This window comes from Nocardioides oleivorans, assembly GCF_004137255.1.
Taxonomy (GTDB): Bacteria; Actinomycetota; Actinomycetes; order Propionibacteriales; family Nocardioidaceae; genus Nocardioides; species Nocardioides oleivorans.
Map to the genome: position 1 here is coordinate 345,199 of NZ_SDWT01000002.1, position 18,951 is coordinate 364,149.

At 72.4% G+C, this 18,951-nt stretch carries 17 protein-coding genes; 5 read left to right on the plus strand and 12 right to left on the minus strand.

What is annotated here, in order from left to right; translation table 11 throughout:
• The first annotated feature begins 43 nt into the window (after positions 1-43).
• Complete coding sequence (locus EUA93_RS17375; protein WP_242497482.1) at positions 44-517, plus strand: hypothetical protein; 474 nt, start codon at positions 44-46, stop codon at positions 515-517.
• A gap of 21 nt (positions 518-538) precedes the next feature.
• Here the strand turns inward: EUA93_RS17375 and EUA93_RS17380 are convergent, their stop codons facing one another.
• Positions 539-2,002: a glutamate-cysteine ligase family protein gene (locus EUA93_RS17380; RefSeq protein ID WP_129401561.1), complete on the minus strand. Its 1,464-nt coding sequence runs from the start codon at positions 2,000-2,002 to the stop codon at positions 539-541.
• Positions 2,003-2,074: 72 nt separating this feature from the next.
• Entirely contained in the window at positions 2,075-3,046 is a 972-nt protein-coding gene (locus tag EUA93_RS17385; protein ID WP_165355209.1) for a DUF4192 domain-containing protein, read from the minus strand.
• Between the two features lie 163 nt (positions 3,047-3,209).
• On the opposite strand from EUA93_RS17385, the gene EUA93_RS17390 reads away from it, so the two are divergent.
• Positions 3,210-4,514 (plus strand): DNA polymerase IV, encoded by a 1,305-nt coding sequence (locus EUA93_RS17390; RefSeq protein ID WP_129401563.1) that lies wholly within the window; start codon positions 3,210-3,212, stop codon positions 4,512-4,514.
• Here the strand turns inward: EUA93_RS17390 and EUA93_RS17395 are convergent, their stop codons facing one another.
• From EUA93_RS17395 to EUA93_RS17405, 3 genes are all read right to left on the minus strand, one after another.
• Entirely contained in the window at positions 4,515-5,360 is an 846-nt protein-coding gene (locus EUA93_RS17395; RefSeq protein WP_129401564.1) for a 5-oxoprolinase subunit C family protein, read from the minus strand.
• A complete protein-coding gene (locus tag EUA93_RS17400) occupies positions 5,357-5,959 on the minus strand; it encodes a 5-oxoprolinase subunit B family protein (protein ID WP_207208816.1) in 603 nt (200 codons plus the stop codon). The genes EUA93_RS17395 and EUA93_RS17400 overlap by 4 nt, the downstream gene beginning before the upstream one ends.
• Before the next feature lie 377 nt (positions 5,960-6,336).
• A complete protein-coding gene (locus EUA93_RS17405) occupies positions 6,337-7,053 on the minus strand; it encodes a LamB/YcsF family protein (protein WP_129401566.1) in 717 nt (238 codons plus the stop codon).
• A gap of 186 nt (positions 7,054-7,239) precedes the next feature.
• Between EUA93_RS17405 and EUA93_RS17410 the strand changes: the two genes are divergently transcribed.
• Positions 7,240-8,202 (plus strand): sigma-70 family RNA polymerase sigma factor, encoded by a 963-nt coding sequence (locus EUA93_RS17410; protein WP_129401567.1) that lies wholly within the window; start codon positions 7,240-7,242, stop codon positions 8,200-8,202.
• 103 nt (positions 8,203-8,305) lie between these two features.
• On the opposite strand, the gene EUA93_RS17415 is transcribed toward EUA93_RS17410, so the two are convergent.
• Genes EUA93_RS17415 through EUA93_RS17425 form a run of 3 tightly spaced genes read right to left on the minus strand, consistent with a single transcriptional unit; the run spans position 8,306 to position 10,693 of the window.
• Entirely contained in the window at positions 8,306-9,628 is a 1,323-nt protein-coding gene (locus EUA93_RS17415) for a glycoside hydrolase family 3 protein (protein WP_207208817.1), read from the minus strand.
• Between the two features lie 40 nt (positions 9,629-9,668).
• Complete coding sequence (coaE, locus tag EUA93_RS17420; protein ID WP_207208851.1) at positions 9,669-10,259, minus strand: dephospho-CoA kinase; 591 nt, start codon at positions 10,257-10,259, stop codon at positions 9,669-9,671.
• On the minus strand, positions 10,259-10,693 hold the full coding sequence (locus EUA93_RS17425; RefSeq protein WP_207208818.1) for a MarR family winged helix-turn-helix transcriptional regulator: 435 nt from the start codon (positions 10,691-10,693) through the stop codon (positions 10,259-10,261). Before EUA93_RS17425 ends, coaE begins: the two co-directional genes overlap by 1 nt.
• Before the next feature lie 100 nt (positions 10,694-10,793).
• Between EUA93_RS17425 and EUA93_RS17430 the strand changes: the two genes are divergently transcribed.
• Positions 10,794-12,665, plus strand: coding sequence for an ABC transporter ATP-binding protein (locus EUA93_RS17430; RefSeq protein WP_129401570.1), 1,872 nt, complete (start codon positions 10,794-10,796; stop codon positions 12,663-12,665).
• Position 12,666: 1 nt separating this feature from the next.
• On the opposite strand, the gene EUA93_RS17435 is transcribed toward EUA93_RS17430, so the two are convergent.
• Positions 12,667-13,944 (minus strand): aspartate aminotransferase type Ic, encoded by a 1,278-nt coding sequence (locus EUA93_RS17435; RefSeq protein ID WP_129401571.1) that lies wholly within the window; start codon positions 13,942-13,944, stop codon positions 12,667-12,669.
• A 31-nt stretch (positions 13,945-13,975) separates the two neighbouring features.
• Positions 13,976-14,929 (minus strand): GlxA family transcriptional regulator, encoded by a 954-nt coding sequence (locus EUA93_RS17440; RefSeq protein ID WP_129401572.1) that lies wholly within the window; start codon positions 14,927-14,929, stop codon positions 13,976-13,978.
• A 93-nt stretch (positions 14,930-15,022) separates the two neighbouring features.
• On the opposite strand from EUA93_RS17440, the gene EUA93_RS21660 reads away from it, so the two are divergent.
• Positions 15,023-15,181, plus strand: coding sequence for a hypothetical protein (locus tag EUA93_RS21660; RefSeq protein WP_165355210.1), 159 nt, complete (start codon positions 15,023-15,025; stop codon positions 15,179-15,181).
• Positions 15,182-15,204: 23 nt separating this feature from the next.
• On the opposite strand, the gene EUA93_RS17445 is transcribed toward EUA93_RS21660, so the two are convergent.
• Complete coding sequence (locus EUA93_RS17445) at positions 15,205-17,160, minus strand: CASTOR/POLLUX-related putative ion channel (protein WP_129401573.1); 1,956 nt, start codon at positions 17,158-17,160, stop codon at positions 15,205-15,207.
• 173 nt (positions 17,161-17,333) lie between these two features.
• Positions 17,334-18,815 (minus strand): 30S ribosomal protein S1, encoded by a 1,482-nt coding sequence (gene rpsA, locus EUA93_RS17450; RefSeq protein ID WP_129401574.1) that lies wholly within the window; start codon positions 18,813-18,815, stop codon positions 17,334-17,336.
• Between the last annotated feature and the right edge of the window lie 136 nt (positions 18,816-18,951).

An 18,951-nucleotide genomic window follows, 5' to 3' on the forward strand; every position in this document is an offset into this window, starting at 1 on the left:
GGAGACGCGTGCCGGACGGCGTGGCCTGCGGCAGGGTGGTCGGGTGCCTGCGCCCGCGACGACCCGGACGTCGCTTCACCCTGCCCTGCAGGCACCCATCGACCGGCACACCCACGTGGTGCTGCGCCACGCGGTGCTCGACCTCCTCGAGACCGACTCCCGGCGCTGCTTCCCGAGCGTGCTGCACGCGGGGGTCCCCGGACGCTGCACCTGGCACGTCGACGAGTCGGCGGCCCCGGGCGCCGAGGCCGGTGCCGACCCCGGCGCAGGGATGCGCGCCGACGTCGTCCTGGCCCTGCTCCGACGTGCGTCCGTGCTGACGCCGAGGCCCTGCCTCTGGCTCACCCGTCCGGGCGAGCTGACCCCCCACGACACCGACCTCCGGTGGCTCGGCCCGTCGGCCTGGGCCGCCTCGGCCCTCGGCATGCCGGTCGGCCTCGTGGTGGTGACCAGGCGGGGCTGGTTCGACCCGGTCAGCGGCGTACGACGCGAGTGGCGCCGGCTGCGGCGCCGCTGAGCCCCGGGTCCGACGTGCCGGTCAGTCCCAGAGGTGGACGGGCTCGTTGCTGTGCATCCGCTCGCGGTAGTCGAGGAGCGTCCTGCGCAGGGCGTCGAAGCGGTCCGCTCCCCCGCGCTGGCGCACGCGCTCGACGAACCAGGCCGCGCCGCTGGTCTCCTGCAGGCAGCGCTGCTCGATGATGCCGAGGTAGCGGTCGCTCTCCTCCGCCGGCACCCCCCACGAGTCGAGGCCCGCGCGGGCCATCGGCAGGAGGCGGCGTACGACGAGCTCGGTGGCACGCACCTGGCCGATGCCGGGCCAGTAGACCTGGGCGTCGACCCCCGTCTGCGCGGCGACGTGGAAGTTCTCCTCGGCCGCGGAGAACGACATCTGCGACCACAGCGGACGCTCGCTCTCGGCGAGGTAGCGGACCAGGCCGAACCACAGCGCGGCGTTGGCGATCGTGTCGGCGACCGTGGGGCCGGCGGCGAGCAGCCGGTTCTCGACGCGGAGGTGGGGCACGCCCTGGGAGATGTCGTAGACGGGCCGGTTCCACCGGTAGACGGTGCCGTTGTGCAGGCGGAGCTCGTGGAGCTCGGGGGTGCCGCCGGACTCGAGCACCTCGAGCGGGTCCTCGTCGTCGGTGACGGGCAGCAGCGCCGGGAAGTAGCGGACGTTCTCCTCGAAGAGGTCGAACACCGAGGTGATCCACCGCTCGCCGAACCACACGCGCGGTCGGACCCCCTGCGCCTTGAGCTCCTCGCTGCGGGTGTCGGTCGCCTGCTCGAACAGCGGGATCCGGGTCTCGCGCCACAGCTCCTTGCCGAGCAGGTAGGGCGAGTTGGCCGAGACCGCGACCTGGATGCCGGCGATCGCCTGCGCGGCGTTCCAGTAGGCGGCGAACTGGTCGGGCGAGGTCTGGACGTGGAACTGGGTGCTGGTGCAGGCGGCCTCGGGGACGATCGAGTCGGCGGTGGTGGTGAGCCGCTCCCGCCCGGAGATCGAGATCGTGATGTCCTCGCCGCGGGCGGCCAGGATCTGCTCCGACAGGAGCTTGTAGCGCGGGTTCGCGCTCAGCGAGTCGAGGGTCATGTGCCCCTCGGCCAGCGTGGGCAGGATGCCGATCATCACCTGGTGGGCGCCGACCTTGGCGGCCTTGTCCTCGGCGTCGTTGAGCGAGCGCCGCAGGCTGTCCTCGAAGGTCGAGAGCCCCCCTTCGCGCAGCCTGGCCGGGGCGAGGTTGATCTCGATGTTGAACTGGCCGAGCTCGGTCTGGAAGTCGGGGTCGGCGATGGCCTCGAGCACCTCGGCGTTCTTCAGCGCCGGGTCGCCGACCTCGTCGATGAGGTTGAGCTCCATCTCCAGGCCCGTCATCGGGTCGTCGGTGTCGAAGACCGCCTCGCGCAGCATCCGCGCGAAGACGTCGAGGTTGCGGCGCACCTTCTCGCGGTGGTGCGTCCGGTCGGCCCGGCTGAACTCCTGCTGCGCGACCTCTTCTCCCATGTCGGCACCCTAGCCACGTCGACGTTCGGCGCGGAACATCCCCGAGGGGGCGTCTCACGCGCCGCACCGACCTCATGCCGCCGGGTCACCGCTCGCCGTGAGCCGGGGGCGCAGCACCTCCCACTGCGCGGGGCTCGTCGCCGAGTCGAGCAGCTGGGCGACCAGCCCTCCCAGCGAGTGGGTCGGCTCGACCTCGTGGCACCGGTCCACCGCGCACCACGCCAGGGCGCCGTCCCCGGCCAGCCAGGCGCAGAAGCCGAGCACCGCCGCCGCGCCGGCGACGTGCGTCGCCGGCAGCCTGCGCACCGCGTCGGACCACAGCTCGACCGCCGCCCTGGCCTGCTCCCTGCCGAGCCACACCCAGGCCTCGTCGCGCAGCTGCCCCGTGCGCAGGGAGACGGAGACCGCGGCGAGCTCGGCGCCGGAGAAGCGCGTGCCGAGCTCGAGGTGGCGGCGGACCAGGGCGCACAGCGCGCCCGCAGGAAGCTCCGCGGCACCGTCGAGCGTCGGTGCCAGCAGGGACGCCGCCCGGTCGTCGGTCGCGATCGTGGCGCGGAGCGCCTCCCGGCTGGGGTGCGTGACCCGACCCTCGAGCACGCCCTGCGCGGTGAACCGGTGGGAGTCGAGCGAGAACGGCACCCCTTGGTAGGCCGCCAGCGGTGCACCGGGGAGGACGGCGTACCAGTGCTGGTCGTGGACGCGGAGCACCTCGTGCACCCGGATCCCCGCCGCCGTGAACTCCTCGTGGATCGACCAGGCCGCCTCGTCGGCGACCGTGGTGTCGTCGTCGTAGACCAGCACCACCACCTCGCTGACCTGGTTGAGCCGGGCGGGACGCAGCAGCGCCTCGACGAGGTCGTCGACGTCGTCGGGGTCGTGCGGGAGGGTGACGCGGGCATTCATCGGGCCGGGTGCGCCGACGCTGACCATCACCACCGACCGCTCGGGCACGAAGCCGAGGGCGAGGGGCACGAAGGCCGCGAGGTCGTCGGGGGTGCGGGCGCTGAGCCGCGCGCTGGTCAGGGTGCGTTCGATGTCGTCCATGACCGGGACGCTTCCCGCGCCCACCCACGTCCCACGCCTCCGGGTCGACGACCCTGTGGACGAGGGTGGTCCGGCGGCACCTGTGGACGGAAAGTGGCCCACGATCCGTCGTGCGCCGGTGGGGCGTTCCGCGGTTGTCGGTGCCTCCTGATTGAGTGGGTCGGTGCGCACCACCGCGTCGATCCTGCACCTGGACCTGGACGCCTTCTTCGCCGCCGTCGAGCAGCGCGACAAGCCGTCGCTGCGCGGCAAGCCGGTCATCGTCGGCGGCACGGGCGGCCGGGGCGTGGTGTCGACGGCGTCCTACGAGGCACGCAAGTACGGCGTGGGCTCGGCGATGTCGGGTCGCGAGGCACGGGCCCGGTGCCCGCACGCGGCCTTCCTCAGCGGGAGGTTCCACGCCTACCGCGCGACCAGCAAGGCGGTCATGCAGGTGCTGCGCGACCTGTCGCCCCTGGTCGAGCCGCTGTCGCTCGACGAGGCGTTCGTCGACCTCGCCGCCGCCGGGCTGCCGGACCTCGACGTCGCCACCGTGACCGAGGTCGGCGAGCAGCTGCGTGCGCGTGTGCACGACGTCACCGGCGGCCTCACCGCCACGGTCGGGATCGCCTCGTCCAAGTTCCTCGCGAAGGTCGCCAGCGAGCTCGACAAGCCCGACGGCATGACGGTCGTGCCGCCCGGCACCGAGCTCGACCTGCTGCGCCCGATGAACGTCACCGTCATCCCCGGAGTGGGCCCGGCCACCACCGAGCGGCTGCGTCGCGCGGGCATCCACACGATCGCCGACCTCGAGCTGGTCAGCGAGGACGAGCTCGTCCGGCTGCTCGGCCAGGCCCACGGCTCCGGCCTCTGGCAGCTCGCCCGCGCGCAGGACCACCGACCGGTCCTCGCCGAGCGCGAGACCAAGTCGGTCAGCGTCGAGGGCACCTACGACAACGACCTCACCGACCGGCGCCTGATGGAGGGGCTGCTCACCCGGCAGGCGCGGGAGGTCGGCGCGCGGATGCGCAAGAACGGCTACTCCGGCCGCACCGTCACGATCAAGGTGCGCCTCTACGACTTCACCACCCTCAGCCGGTCGAGCACCCTGCCCAGCCCGACCGACGACGGCGGCACGATCGGCCGGGTGGCCCGGTCGCTCCTCGGCGACCTCGACACCACGGGCGGCGTGCGTCTCCTCGGGGTCGGCGTCTCGGGGCTCGCCGACTGGGTGCAGGAGGACCTGTTCGGCGACGAGCCGGACGCCGACGAGGCCGACGAGGTCGTGCTCCCCGAGCCCCCACGCCGCACCTGGCCGCCCGGTGCCGACGTCGTCCACGACGAGATGGGCGCCGGCTGGGTGTGGGGCTCGGGATCCGGCGTGGTCACCGTCCGCTTCGAGACCGCCGACACCCCGCCCGGACCGGTCCGCAGCTATCGCGCCGACGATCCGGCGCTCCACCGCTACGAGCCCCCCGCCGAGGACTGACTAGACGACGCGCAGCTCGACCTCGTCGCCCGGGCGCAGCTGGGCGCACAGGTCGAGGTCGTCGTCCTCGACGACCGCCACCACCGGGTAGCCGCCGGTCGTCGGGTGGTCGGCGAGGAACACGACCGGCTGCCCCGACGGCGGCAGCTGCACCGCTCCGAGCACGATGCCCTCGCTCGGCAGCTCGCCGGCGCGTCGTGGCACCCGAGGGCCGTCGAGCCGCAGGCCGATCCGGTCGCTGTCGGCGGCGACGGCGTACGTCGCTCCGTCGAGCGCGGCCCACGCCTCCGCGTCCATCCAGTCGGCCCGCGGACCGCGGGCGAGGCGCACCACCCGCCCCGGCCGCCGTACGACGACCACGTCCGGCGGCTCCGGCAGCACACCGGGCATCCCGAGGGCCAGCGCCTGCCCGGCGGCCAGCCGGGGTGGGCCCACCCAGGCGAGGGTGTCGGTGGAGCGCGAGCCCAGGACGGGCGGCACGTCGACGCCACCGGCGAACGCGACGTAGGACCGCACCCCCGAGGTGGCGGGCCCGACGACGACGAGGGTGCCGGCGGGCACCGTGACGGGGGCGCCGTGGGCGACGGCGCGCCCACCCGCGCGGACCTCGCACGGCGCTCCGGTGACGGCGAGCGTCACCGCGCGCCGGGTCCGCACCGTGATGCCGCCCATGGTGGTCTCGATGACCGCGTCGTCGGGCGCTCCCCCGACCAGGCGGCGCGCGAGCGCCGCAGCGCCACGGTCGAGCGCGCCGGCCCGGGGCACGCCCAGGTGCGCCCAGCCCCGGCGCCCGCGGTCCTGGAGGGTCGAGAGCGGGCCGGGGTCCACGACCTCGACACCGCTCACCCGGCCACCTCGAAACGCACCCGGGTGCCCGGCGCGAGGAGCGCGGGCTGCGGGAGGTCGGCGTCCCACAGCACGACGTCGGTCGTGCCGACGACCAGCCAGCCGCCGGGCGAGGCGGACGGGTAGATGCCGCACCAGGTGTCGGCCAGGGCGACCGAGCCCGGCGCCACCCGGGCCCGCGGCGACTCCAGCCGCGGGACGGAGCGCTCGGCGGGCAGGCCGGACAGGTAGGAGAACCCGGGGGCGAACCCGCTGAAGAGCGCGACGAGCTCGAGGGAGGTGTGCAGCGCCACCACCTCGTCGGCCGAGCAGCCCCAGTGCGCGGCGACCGCCTCCAGGTCGGGGCCGTCGTAGGTCACCGGGACCCGCACGACCGGCCCGCGTGCCGGCGGGGCGTCCCGGGACCAGTGCGGCAGCGCCGCCGCGACCTCGGCCGGGTCGACGCCGTCGAACAGCACGGTGGTCGCGGCCGGCACGATCTCGTCCGCCGCCGGGCCGCTCTCGCGCGCCCACGTCGCGAGCGACGCCGCCGTGACCGCGTCCTCGACCTCCACCAGGCACGCACGGGCACCGACGCGGACGAGGTTCACGACGACCATTGTTCACCTGCGCGCGGTTGCGGGCGCCGGGGCGGTCTTGGCATGGTCGTGGGCGAAATGGGTGAGGGGCTCCCGACGGTATGAGCGTCAGGAGCCCCTCGTTTCGGTCGGGATGGTGACGTCCGACCCATCTCACCGGCCTTCCGGTCCCCGCCGACCCCGTCACCGGGCCTGCGCGGCGAGCAAGCTCGCCGGGTGGAACTGGTCGTCCGATTCGATCCCCGATCCCGCCGAAGCGGTTCCGGTAGGGAGAGTTCTATGTGGCGCGGGCCACAGCGCGCAAGGGGTCCGGACGACAAACCGCGGGTCCCACAGGGTTCCCCACAGAAGTCGTCACGTTGTCCACCGACCGGCCCCCGCCCTCCACAGCGCGCGGGTCAGCCTGTGGACGACCAACAGGTCTCGACGGTGAGCCCCGCGGCCGCCAGCGACCGTCGTACTGCGCGCGCCGCGTCGACCGCCCCCGGCGAGTCGCCGTGCACGCACACGGAATCGACCGACGCGCTGAGCTCGACGGCCCGGCGGGCCACCTGCGCCGGGTCGGAGACGAGCGCTCCGGGCTGGTCGCGCGGCAGCAGCCCACCGCTCGCTGCGTAGCCGCGGTCGGGGAACCCCTCGAGCCGCACGCCGCGACCGCGGCCTGCGGCGAGCCGGAGCAGCAGCGAGCCGGGCATGCCGAGCACCGGCAGGTCGCCGGAGCCGTCGAGCACGGCCTGCGCCTGGACCTCGTCGACCGCGACCCGGTGGTAGAGCGCGCCGTGCGGCTTCAGGTAGACCACCGCCCCGCCCTCGGACGCAGCGATCTCCGACAGCACCCCCACCTGCTCGGCGACCTGCTCGCGGAGCACGTCGGCGGCGACGTCGAGGGCGACCCGGCCGAAGCCCGCCCGGTCGTCGTAGGACACCTGCGCGCCGAGCGCCACCCCGCGCCGTACCGCCTCGGCGCAGACCGCCCGCATCACCGCCTCGTTGCCGGCGTGGAAGCCGCACGCCACGTTGGCGCTGGTGACCACCTCGAGCAGTCCGGCGTCGTCCGTGACCTCCTCCCCCAGGTCGGCGTTGAGGTCCACGTGACGGGGATCCGAGGAATGCATGTCCCCAGTGTTCCCGGGCACCCCCTGAGAAGTCCCTGAGAGTTCGCGATTCGTGCAACTCACGGGACCACTGGCTCGTCAGTGGAAGTGAAGGCACCGAACATCCGATCGGGAACACCGCATCGAACACTGGTGTTGGACAAGGTGTGCGACACGGGGTGGTCGCACGAGACGCAGGAGGACCAGATGAGCACCGCACAGGCCAAGCGCACCACCACCACTCGTGAGATCGAGGGCCGCGACAGCGTCGGCCTCTACCTCGACGAGATCGCTCGCACCCCGCTCCTCGACGCCGAGACCGAGGTCGAGCTCTCCAAGACCATCGAGGCAGGACTGCTCGCGCAGCACCTGCTCGACACCGGCCGGGTCGGCCGCAAGAAGGGCGGCGCCCCGATGAGCGCCAGCGAGGCCGAGCTCGAGTGGCTCGCCGAGCAGGGCCAGCTGGCCGTCGACCGCTTCATCGAGGCCAACCTGCGCCTCGTCGTGTCGATCGCCCGCAAGTACGGCCGCTCGCAGATGCCGATGCTCGACCTGATCCAGGAGGGCAACACCGGCCTGATCCGTGCCGTCGAGAAGTTCGACTACACCAAGGGCTACAAGTTCTCGACCTACGCCACCTGGTGGGTCCGGCAGGCCATCACGCGCGGCATCGCGCAGCAGGCCCGCGTCGTGCGGCTCCCCGTCCACGTGGTCGAGGAGCTCAACCAGGTCGGCAGCGCCCGTCGCACGCTCGAGCGCCAGCTAGGCCGTGACCCGGAGCCGCAGGAGATCGCCACCGAGCTCGGCATGGACATCGACCGCGTCCTCGACCTGATGAGCTGGGGACGCGACCACGTCTCGCTGGACACCCCGGTCGACGAGGACGGTGACACCTCGCTCGGTGACCTGATGGCGCAGGAGACCTCCCCGGGTCCCGACCTCAACGTCCTCGACGCCGAGGCCAAGCAGCGCCTCGAGGACCTCGTCGGGATCCTCGACGACCGGTCGGCCGACATCGTCCGGGCCCGCTACGGCCTGGCCGACGGTCGCCAGCACAAGCTCGCCGACATCGGTGCCCGCCACGGCATCTCCGCCGAGCGGGTCCGCCAGCTCGAGCGGGAGGCCCTCCAGAAGCTCCGCCGCGCCGGCGACCCCGACCTCGCCGCCTGACGACACCTCCACAGCCGCCGGTCCCCTCGTGGGGCCGGCGGTTGTGTCATGTCCGGTCGCTGGACGGGCAGCCGGGGGCGTGACGTCCCGGACCGGTGACGGATCAGTACGCCGCGGACTCCAGGTCCGCGCTCGCAGCCTGCGCCCGCTCGACCACGTCGTCGGGCACCGGCCGTCGCGCTGCCACCCTGGCCTGCCACATCTGCACCGCGACCACGCGGGCGGCGGCCTCCTCGACGCGCTCGCGCGAGATCTCGCCCGAGGTGATGGCGTCGACGATGATCTGGTGGGTCGTGGCGTTGTCGACCGGCATCAGCAGCAGGTCGGCTCCGGCCTGGAGGGCCTGGAGCGCGGGCGTGGGACGACCGGCGACGGCACCCATGCCGAGTGAGTCGGTGATCGTGACGCCCTCGAAGCCGAGGTCGTCGCGCAGCATCGAGTAGACGGGTGGCGCCATGCTCGCGGGCACGTCGGGCGCGATCGCGGTGAGGTCGAGGTGGCTGAGCATCACCGCGGGTGCGGCGTGCTTGATCGCCGACTCGAACGGCGGCAGGTCGTGCTCCTCGATCTCGGCGAGCGTCGAGTCGACGAGCGGCAGCGTGTCGTGGCTGTCCTGGGTCGCGGTCCCGTGGCCCGGGAAGTGCTTGACCGTCGACACGACGCCGGCGTCGTCGTAGCCCTTGATCGCGGCCCCGACCGCCTGCGAGGCGACCTTCGGGTCCATCGACGGCGAGCGCGCACCGATCGTGGGGTCGGCGGCGCCGATGGTGACGTCGGCGACCGGGGCGAAGACCCACGTGAAGCCGAGGTCGCGCAGCTCGAGCCCGGTCGCGAGCGCAGCCGCGCGGGTCACCCGCCGCCCGAGGCGTGCGTCGGCCTGGACGGCGAGCCCCGCGGACTGGAAGTGCGGGAAGTCGGTGGCGATGCCGCGCAGGTGCGAGACGTAGCCACCCTCCTGGTCGACGCCGATCACCGGCGGGAAGTCGCGGCCGTCGGCGGCCGAGGCGTCGGTGATGGCCTGCGTCGTCGCGAGGACCTGGTCGCGGTCGGTCACGTTGTCGGCGGTGACCGACACCCCGGCGAGGTGGAGGTCCTTCACCATCTGGGCCGGGACCGAGGGGTCCGTACCGTGGTAGCGGCCCACGATGACCTGTCCGGCGAGGCGGTCCGGCGTCCAGGTGCTGACCAGCGCCTGCGCCTGCTCGAGCTCCCCGACGGTCGGGCCCCACGACGTCGGGGTGTCCGGGTCCACAGGCGTCTCGGTGGCGCTCGCCGTGCTGCTCGGAGCGCCGGGCGACGCACTGTCCGACGAGCCCGCGGGCGTCGTGCCCGGGCTCGAGCCGAGGCTCGCGCAACCCCCCGCCAGGAGGACCGCTGCCGCCGCCACGGCCAGGCGAGGGGCCAGGCGGGGACGCAACGTGAGCACGCCCGGAGGCTACCCGCCGGGACCCGACGAACCAGAAACGTCAGGCGCGCGCCGCGAGCTCGGCGTGGATCTCCGCGACCCGGGCCCGGAGCTCGTCCAGCGTGCCCGTGTTGTCGATCACGTGGGTCGCGATGGCCCGTCGCTGCTCGCGGGTCGCCTGGGCGGCGATCCGGCTCTCCGCGTCGGCCAGCGACCAGCCCCGGTCGCCGACCATGCGGGCGACCTGCACGTCCTGCGGCACGTCCACGACGACCACGGCGTCGAAGGAGCCCGCTCGAGCGCCCTCGGCCAGCAGCGGTATGTCGTGCACCACGACCGCGTCCGCGGGAGCCTCGGCCTCGAGCTGCGCACTGCGCCGGTGGACGAGCGGGTGGATGATCGCCTCGAGCCGCTTGCGCGCGTCGGGGTCGGCGAAGACCAGTCGTCCCATCGCCGGCCGGTCGAGGTCGCCCTCGTCGGTCAGCAGCTCCGCGCCGAACTCCGACACCACGTCCGCCAGACCGGGCGTGCCGCGCGCGACCACCTCGCGGGCGATCAGGTCGGCGTCGACGACGACCGCTCCGAGCTCGGCGAACAACGCCGACACGGTGCTCTTCCCCGAGGCGACGCCCCCGGTCAGGCCGACACGGATCACAGTTCCTCCCCCACGACGACGGTCAGGATCTCGTGGAGCGTACGACGCTGGTCGGGCGTCAGCACGTCGAGGACGTCCGCGGACGCCCGGCGTCGTACGACGTCGACCCGGGCGACCAGGTCGCGACCGGCCTCGGTGAGCGCGAGGATCGTCGCTCGACGGTCGGTCGGGTCAGGGGCCCGTCGGGCCCAGCCGCGCTCCTCCAGCGCGTCGGCCACCTCGGTCGCCGACCGCGGCGCGATGTGGAGCTCGTCGGCGAGGGCCGACGGACGCATGCCGTCGGGCCGCGACGCGAGCACCCGCAGCGCCCGGGACTGCGACGGCGTCACCTGCCAGTGCGAGAGCGCCTCGAGATGGGCGCGACGCACACGGCGGGCCACGGCCATGACCAGGTCGCCGGTCTGCGCCTGCGCGGGGTCGGGAGAGTCCACGGGAATACATCCTGCCATGGTGTAGTTGTTACCTCATGGTGAGGTTACCTCACCTCAACCGATCTTCACGTCCGATCTTCCACAGAGAGGAGCTGGTCGCATGGCAGACCACGCACACTCCCCCACCGAGGCCCGGCAGGAGGGCCGCGGACCCCGCGGCTCCCGCGCGGGCCGTCCCGACCCGGCCGACCTCCGCCAGCTCGAGGACTCCCCCGTCTCCCTCGCGCGGATCGCCCGGCTGTTCGCGCCCCACAAGGCCGCGCTCGGCGTCGTCGTCGCACTCATCGTGGTGAGCTCGGCCGTCGGCCTGGCCCAGCCCTTCCTCGTGCGCCACGTCATCGACGACGCGCTGCCGCGCCAGGACGTGGGCCTGCTCCTGGCGCTCGTCGGCGCCATGCTCGGTGTCGCCGTCGTGACCGCCGTGATCGGCGTCGTGCAGACCTGGCTGTCCACCGCGGTCGGCCAGCGCGTCATGCACCGCCTGCGCAGCGACCTCTTCGCGCACCTGCAGCAGCAGTCGCTCGGCTTCTTCACCCGCACGCGCGGCGGCGAGGTGCAGTCGCGCCTGGTCAACGACATCGGCAGCATGCAGGGCGTCGTGACCCAGACCGCCACCTCGATCGCGGCCAACCTCACCGTCGTCGTGGGCACCGCCGTCGCGATGGTCGCCCTCAGCTGGCGCCTCGCGCTGCTCTCCCTCGTCGTGCTGCCGCCGGCCGTGCTGCTGACGCGCCAGGTCGCCCGGATGCGCCACCGGGTCACCGGCGAGCGCCAGCGCCGCCTGGCCGACCTCCACGTCCAGATCGAGGAGGGCCTCTCCGTCAGCGGCGTCCTGCTCACCAAGACCCTCGGCGCCTCACCCCGGCTGACGGCGAGGTTCGAGGAGACCTCCGCCGACCTCGTCGGCCTCGAGATCCGCTCGCGGCTCGCCGGTCGCTGGCGGATGGCCACGATGAACGTCGTCTTCGCCGCCGTCCCGGCCGCGATCTACCTCGCGGCCGGCTTCCCCGTCACGTCCGGCGGGATGACCATCGGCACCCTGGTCGCCTTCATCGCCCTCCAGGGCAACCTGTTCCGCCCGCTCATGGGCCTGCTCAACGTCGGTGTCGACGTGACCGCCTCGATGGCGCTCTTCAGCCGGATCTTCGAGTACTCCGACCTCCCCGTCGAGATCGCCGAGCCCGACTCCCCCACCCGTCTGGACCGGGCGAGCGTGCGCGGCGACGTCCGCTTCGAGGCCGTCGGCTTCGCCTACGACGCCGACCGGCCGGTGCTGACCGACATCGACCTGCACGTCCCGGCGGGCACCACGCTGGCCCTCGTCGGCGAGACCGGCAGCGGCAAGTCGACGCTCGCCTCCCTGGTCCCCCGCCTGCACGACGTGACCGCAGGACGCGTCAGCATCGACGGCGTCGACGTACGCCAGCTGGCCTCCACCGACCTGGCCGACCTCGTGGGCGTGGTCACCCAGGAGACCTACCTGATGCACGCCAGCGTCCGCGACAACCTGCGTCACGCACGGCCGGACGCCACCGACGCCGAGATCGAGCAGGCGTGCCGCGAGGCCAGGATCCACGACCTCGTCGCCTCGCTGCCCGCCGGCTACGACACCCTCGTCGGGTCCCGCGGCCACCGCTTCTCCGGCGGCGAGCAGCAGCGGCTCGCGATCGCCCGCACCCTGCTGCGCGACCCGGCCGTGCTCGTGCTCGACGAGGCCACCAGCGCACTCGACAACGAGACGGAGCGCTCGATCCTCGCCACCTTCGACGACATCGCCCGCAGCCGGACGACGATCACGATCGCGCACCGGCTCTCGACCGTGCGCAACGCCGACCAGATCGCCGTGCTCAGCCAACGACGGGTCGTCGAGCTCGGCACCCACGAGGAGCTGCTGCTCCTCGGCGGCCGCTACGCCGACCTGGTCCGCGGCGGGCTCGGCGCCGAGCCCGCCCCCGCCATGTCGGCCGCGTGAGTCAGGCGGTCGCCTGCTCCGCTGCCGCCAGCAGCACGCACGTCGCCACGGCCTCCATCGCCGCGGTGACCTCGGCCACCGGGGGCATCGTCGGCGCGAGCCGGATGTTGGTGTCGTCCGGGTCCTGCTTGTAGGGGTACGACGACCCGGCCGGGGTCAGCGCGACGCCGACCGCCTTGGCCAGCTCGACCACCCGCGCCGCCGTCCCGGGCACGACGTCGAGGTTGACGAAGTAGCCCCCTGCCGGGGTGTTCCAGGTCGCGACCCCACGACCGCCGAGCCGCTCGGTGAGCACCCGGTCGACCTCGGCGAACTTCGGCGCGATGATCTCGCGGTGCTTCGCCATGTGGTCGCGCACCCCCTGGGCCGAGCCGAAGAACTCGGCGTGGCGCAGGTGGTTGACCTTGTCGGGGCCGATCGAGCCGTTGCCGAGGTGCCCGAGGTACCACCCGACGTTGGCGGTGGACGCCGCGAGGAACGCGACGCCGGCGCCGGCGTAGGAGATCTTCGACGTCGAGGCGAACATCAGCGGCCGGTGGGGGTGGCCCGCGGCGGAGGCCAGGGTGAGGATGTCGGCGCTCTTGGCCTCCTCCTCCGTGAGGTGGTGCAGCGCGTAGGCGTTGTCCCAGAAGATCTTGAAGTCGGGTGCGGCCGTCGGCATCGCGGCGAGCCGGGCGGCGACGTCCTGGCTGACGATCGAGCCCGACGGGTTGGCGTAGGTCGGGACGATCCAGATGCCCTTGAAGCTCGGGTCGTCGGCGACCAGGGCGGCCACGGCGTCCACGTCGGGTCCGTCGTCGTTCATCGGCACGGTGACCATCTCGATGCCGAGGCTCTCGAGCAGGGTGAAGTGGCGGTCGTAGCCCGGGACCGGGCACACGAAGCGGACCGTCTCCTCCTGGCCCCACGGGCGCTCGGAGTCCACGCCACCGAAGAGGGTCAGGTAGAAGAGGCAGTCGCGCATCATCGTGAGGCTCGAGCTGCCACCCGCCACGACCTGCTCGGGCTCGACCCACAGCAGCTCGGCGAACATCTCGCGCAGGTCGGCCAGGCCCTCGAGGCCGCCGTAGTTGCGGACGTCGACGCCCCGGGAGTCCTTCGTCGTGGTCGGCAGCCGCAGGAGGTCGTCAGCGAGGTCGAGCTGCTGGGCCGACGGCTTGCCGCGCGTGAGGTCGAGCTCGAGACCGCGCGTCCTCAGCTCCTCGTAGGCCGCGCGCTGCTCGTCGAGCAGGGTGGCGAGGTCGTCGGCGGACAGGTCGGCCAGCGGGGTCGCGTTCACGTCCCCAAGGCTACCGAGCGCCGGCCCCGGCTCAGGCGGGTGTCCGGAACGTGCGCCGGTACTCCTGGGGGCTGACGCCGCGCGAGCGCCCGAAGTGGTGGCGCAGGGTCGCGGCGTTGCCGAAGCCGACCTCGCCGGCGACCCAGTCGATGGAGTGGTCGGTCTGCTCGAGCAGCTCCTGCGCGGCCCGCACCCGCTCACCGAGGATCCAGCTGTAGGGAGTGGTGCCGGTCTCCTCCTTGAAGCGCCGCGCGAACGTGCGTCCCGACATGTGCACCTGGCGCGCGAGCGTCTCGACGTCGAGCTCCTCGGCGAGGTTGGCGCCGATCCAGGCCAGCAGCGGGGCCAGCGCCTCGGACTCGCACACCGGCACCGCCCGCGCGATGAACTGGGCCTGTCCGCCGTCGCGGTGGGGAGGAACGACCATGCGACGCGCCGTGGTCGCGGCGACCTTCGCGCCGAACTGCTGGCGCACCACGTGGAGAGCAGCGTCGAGGACGGCCGCCGACCCGGCGCCGGTCACGATCGACCCGTCCTGCACGTAGAGCACGTCGCGGTCGACGATCGCCTCGGGGAACCGCTCGGCGAGCTCGGTGGCGTAGCGCCAGTGCGTCGTGCAGCGGCGACCGTCGAGCAGCCCGGCCTCGCCCAGCATGAAGGTCGCCGAGCAGTGGGCGAACAGCATCGCGCCGCGCTCGTGGGTGGCGCGCAGCAGCTCCGAGACCTCCGGGGACCAGCCGCTGCGGTGGTCGAACTTCGGCGCCAGGCACACCAGGTCGGCGTCGGCAGCCTCCTCGAGGCCGTGCTCGACGACCAGGTCGAAGCCGGCGCGGCCCTTGAGGCGACCGGGCGTCGGCGTGACGACCACGAAGTCGAAGACCGGGTTGTCGTCCTCGGGGTGGTAGGGCTCGGCCCACACCTCGCACAGTGCGCCGAGCCCGAACGGCTCGGGCTGGTCCTGGACGACGACCGCCACCTTCTTCATGGCGCCAGCCTGCACCACCGGTGGCAGTAAATCAATGGAGACTGTCATTCCTGCCACTGGTGGCAGGAACTGAATGAGCGAATGATTACTGCCATGACCACCATCATCGCCATCCTCGCCCTGACCGCCCTCGTCACGCTGCTGGTCAGCTACGCCCGTCACGACCGGTTCGCCGGCCCCGCCTCGACCAGCCACCCGCTCGACGACCTCGGCCCCGTCGAGGAGCGTCGCCACCTCGTCCCCCGCGGCTGACGCCACCCGCCCGCCGTCGCGCGTCAGCTGTCGGAGAGCACCACGACCCGGTCGCCCGGACGCACGGCGAAGACGTGCGACTTGGCCGGGTTGACGACCACTCCCGCACCGGTGACGTCGTCGTCGGCCATGGCCGCGGACTTGTAGCCCAGCGCCGTCTCGCCCCGCGCAGCCGCGCCGGCGACGACCGTGGCGTAGGTGACCTCGCGCCCGGGCTGGACGTACCACTCGGCGGGCCGCAGGTAGATCTCGCTGCCCTCGTCGCCGAGCAGCTGCTCGAAGACCGCCTCGAGCCTCCGGTCCTCCGAGAGCTGGGTGATGAGCAGGCTGACGATCTCGCCGCTCACGACGACGTCGTCGACGTGAGCCACCTGGGCGAGCACCCGGTTGCGGTCGTCGAGCATCTCGCTGACCACCGGGGTGGCCGAGTCGAGGTTCTTGAGGATGTCGCGCACGTGCAGCAGGGTCACGAGCGTGCGGGCATCGGCCGCCTGGACGCCGAGGTGGTCGGAGTAGCAGAGCACGATCACCTGGTCGAGGCCGTCGACGACGTACGTCTCCAGGGTGGCGCGATCGGTGGTCGAGGCCGACACCACCGTCACCTCGATGTTGTCGAGCGCCGGGACGTCGGGGGCGCCGAAGGACGTCAGGACCGTGAGGGTCGAGCCGGGCGCCGCGTAGTGGTCGAGCTCGCGCACCACGATCGGGGCGCGCTCGTTCCAGCCGACCAGCACGGCCTGGGTGGCGCTCTCCTCGACGCCGACCACGGTGCCGAGCGCCTCGAGGTCCGGCCGGGTGGCGGAGCGGGCCTCGGTCTCGAGCGAGGAGTCGTCCTCGGCGACGACCACCAGGGTGCGGTTGCCGACCCGCGTGTCCCCGGCCGGGTTCAGGGTCGGCACACCGTCGTCGACCATCCCGATGACCGTCGCCCTCTCGAAGGCGAGCAGGCTCTCGGCGTACGTCAGGGCGCCGAGGTCGTGGTGCTCGAGGAAGTAGATCTCGTCCCCGTCGTAGTCGAAGAGCTCGGTGTAGACCGCTGCGGCACCCGACTGGCGCGACGTCTGCACCACCAGCTTGGCCACCGTCTCGCGGATGTCGAGCAGGACCGTGCGGTCGGTGCCCACCAGCCGGGCGACCTCGAGGTTGGAGGGGTTGCGGATCTCGGCCACGATCGTGGGGCCGTCGACACCGCCGTGGGTGAGCGCGAGGAGCGTCTTGATGACCTCGCTGTCCGGGTCCTCGGAGTCCGGCGCGAGCAGGACGACCGATCGCGCGGTCGCGTGGCTGCTCAGCGCGAGGTCGTCGATGTCCATCGGCGAGCCCGACCGGCAGATGACGCGGGTCCCGCGGAGGTCGGGCACCTTGGCCTTGACGTCGTCCTCCATCTCGACCTTGTCGCGGTCGGCAAGGATCACGATCACCGGCCTGTGCCGGCTCTCGTTGGCCAGCGTCAGCTCGGAGATGATCGTGTAGATCGAGTCCGACCACCCGAGGATCACGCTGTGGTCGCGCTCGAGCACGATCGAGCGGCCGCGACGCAGGTCGGCCAGCTTGGTGTCGATGCCCGCGGCGATGACGCCGATCAGCGCGCTGACGATGAACAGGCCGGCGACGGTGAGCGCGAGCATCGTGAGCACGAAGCGCCACGAGGTCGGGTCGTCGCCCCCGATCGTGCCGGGGTCCAGGGCGTGGAGCAGGCTGTAGAACATCTCGTGGAGGAAGTCGTCCGGGACGCCGTCGGCCGGGGGCCGCAGGCCCAGGAGCGTCACGAACAGCGAGAAGACCACGATCAGCACGAGCGTCGCGACGCTCAGCCACGCGATCAGCGCCGGCGTCCCCCGCGACATGCTGTTGTCGAACCGGTAGCGCAGGCGGTCGCCCCATCGCGAGCCCGCGCCGCCGGCCGGGCGCGTGCCCGTCCCGTCCCGGGCTATCGCCTTTGCCGTACGCATCCGCATCTGCTGGCCCGTGCGCGCCATGACAGCCTCTCGTCGTGCCGGCTCGTCCCGGCTGCTGAATGCTCCCGCACCGACAGGGCTCCGCGGGCCGGAATGCGCGCTCTGCCCCCGACCGAGGACGCAGCACCTACGACGACGGCCCGCCGGGAGATCCCGGCGGGCCGTCGTGCTGGTGCTACTGGTGGATCAGCGGATCAGCTGGCGCCGCCGGTCAGCTTCTCGCGAAGCGCCTGGAGCGCCTCGTCGGAGGCCAGCGAGCCGCCGGTGTCGCCACCGGTCTCGGCCGCGTCGTCGCCACCGGAGGAGTAGGACGTGGCCTCGCCGGCCTCGACCTCGGCCTGCTTGGCCTCCTCCTGCTGCTTGACGTGCGCCTCCCAGCGGGCGTGCGCCTTGGCGTACTGGTCCTCCCAGACCGCACGCTGCTCGTCGAAGCCCTCGAGCCACTCGCCCGTCTCGGGGTCGAAGCCCTCGGGGTAGACGTAGTTGCCCTGCTCGTCGTAGGTCGCGGTCATGCCGTAGAGGGTCGGGTCGAACTCCTCCACGTCGGCGGCCGCGGCCGTCTCGTTGGCCTGCTTGAGCGACAGCGAGATCCGGCGACGCTCGAGGTCGATGTCGATGATCTTGACCATGACGTCGTCGTTGACCTGGACGACCTGCTCCGGGATCTCCACGTGGCGCTCGGCCAGCTCGGAGATGTGCACGAGGCCCTCGATGCCCTCCTCGACACGGACGAACGAACCGAAGGGCACCAGCTTGGTGACCTTGCCCGGGACGATCTGGCCGATCTGGTGGGTGCGGGCGAAGTGCTGCCACGGGTCCTCCTGCGTCGCCTTCAGCGACAGGGAGACACGCTCGCGGTCCATGTCCACGTCGAGGACCTCGACGGTGACCTCGTCGCCCACGGCGACGACCTCGGACGGGTGGTCGATGTGCTTCCACGACAGCTCGGAGACGTGCACGAGGCCGTCGACGCCGCCGAGGTCCACGAACGCACCGAAGTTGACGATCGAGGACACGACACCCTTGCGGATCTGGCCCTTCTGGAGCTGGGTCAGGAAGCCGTGGCGAACCTCGGACTGGGTCTGCTCGAGCCAGGCACGGCGCGAGAGGACCACGTTGTTGCGGTTCTTGTCGAGCTCGATGATCTTCGCCTCGAGCGTCTGGCCGACGTAGGGCTGCAGGTCGCGGACGCGACGCATCTCCACGAGGGAGGCCGGCAGGAAGCCGCGGAGGCCGATGTCGAGGATGAGGCCGCCCTTGACGACCTCGATGACGGTGCCCTCGACGACGCCGTCCTCCTCCTTGACCTGCTCGATGGTGCCCCAGGCGCGCTCGTACTGGGCGCGCTTCTTGGACAGGATCAGGCGACCTTCCTTGTCCTCCTTCTGGAGGACCAGGGCCTCGACCTTGTCGCCCACGGTAACGACCTCGTTGGGGTCGACGTCGTGCTTGATGGACAGCTCGCGCGAGGGGATGACGCCCTCGGTCTTGTAGCCGATGTCGAGGAGGACCTCGTCGCGGTCCACCTTGACGATGGTGCCGTCGACGATGTCGCCGTCGTTGAAGTACTTGATCGTCGCGTCGATAGCCGCGAGGAAGTCCTCTTCGGACCCGATGTCGTTGACGGCCACCTGGGGCGCGTCGTAGTCCGGAAGAGTGGAGAGGGTGCTCGTCATATGGAAGGAATTTCCTTGGATGGATGGAGTCGTGCGGACGCACGCAGAGATCCGTTTCACTGGTCGTCGGTGGTGACTGGTCACCGCCGCTGACACGGCGAGCCCGGGTTCGCTCGGTATGGAAGCCGGGCAGACA

What these genes read in the sequence shown, in the direction of transcription:
- EUA93_RS17380 (WP_129401561.1), bottom strand. Translation starts at nt 2,002, where the DNA reads ATGGGAGAAGAGGTCGCGCAGCAGGAGTTCAGCCGGGCCGACCGGACG.
- EUA93_RS17385 (WP_165355209.1), bottom strand. Translation starts at nt 3,046, where the DNA reads ATGGACGACATCGAACGCACCCTGACCAGCGCGCGGCTCAGCGCCCGC.
- EUA93_RS17400 (WP_207208816.1), bottom strand. Translation starts at nt 5,959, where the DNA reads ATGGTCGTCGTGAACCTCGTCCGCGTCGGTGCCCGTGCGTGCCTGGTG.
- EUA93_RS17405 (WP_129401566.1), bottom strand. Translation starts at nt 7,053, where the DNA reads ATGCATTCCTCGGATCCCCGTCACGTGGACCTCAACGCCGACCTGGGG.
- EUA93_RS17410 (WP_129401567.1), top strand. Translation starts at nt 7,240, where the DNA reads ATGAGCACCGCACAGGCCAAGCGCACCACCACCACTCGTGAGATCGAG.
- EUA93_RS17430 (WP_129401570.1), top strand. Translation starts at nt 10,794, where the DNA reads ATGGCAGACCACGCACACTCCCCCACCGAGGCCCGGCAGGAGGGCCGC.
- EUA93_RS17440 (WP_129401572.1), bottom strand. Translation starts at nt 14,929, where the DNA reads ATGAAGAAGGTGGCGGTCGTCGTCCAGGACCAGCCCGAGCCGTTCGGG.
- EUA93_RS21660 (WP_165355210.1), top strand. Translation starts at nt 15,023, where the DNA reads ATGACCACCATCATCGCCATCCTCGCCCTGACCGCCCTCGTCACGCTG.
- EUA93_RS17445 (WP_129401573.1), bottom strand. Translation starts at nt 17,160, where the DNA reads ATGGCGCGCACGGGCCAGCAGATGCGGATGCGTACGGCAAAGGCGATA.
- rpsA (WP_129401574.1), bottom strand. Translation starts at nt 18,815, where the DNA reads ATGACGAGCACCCTCTCCACTCTTCCGGACTACGACGCGCCCCAGGTG.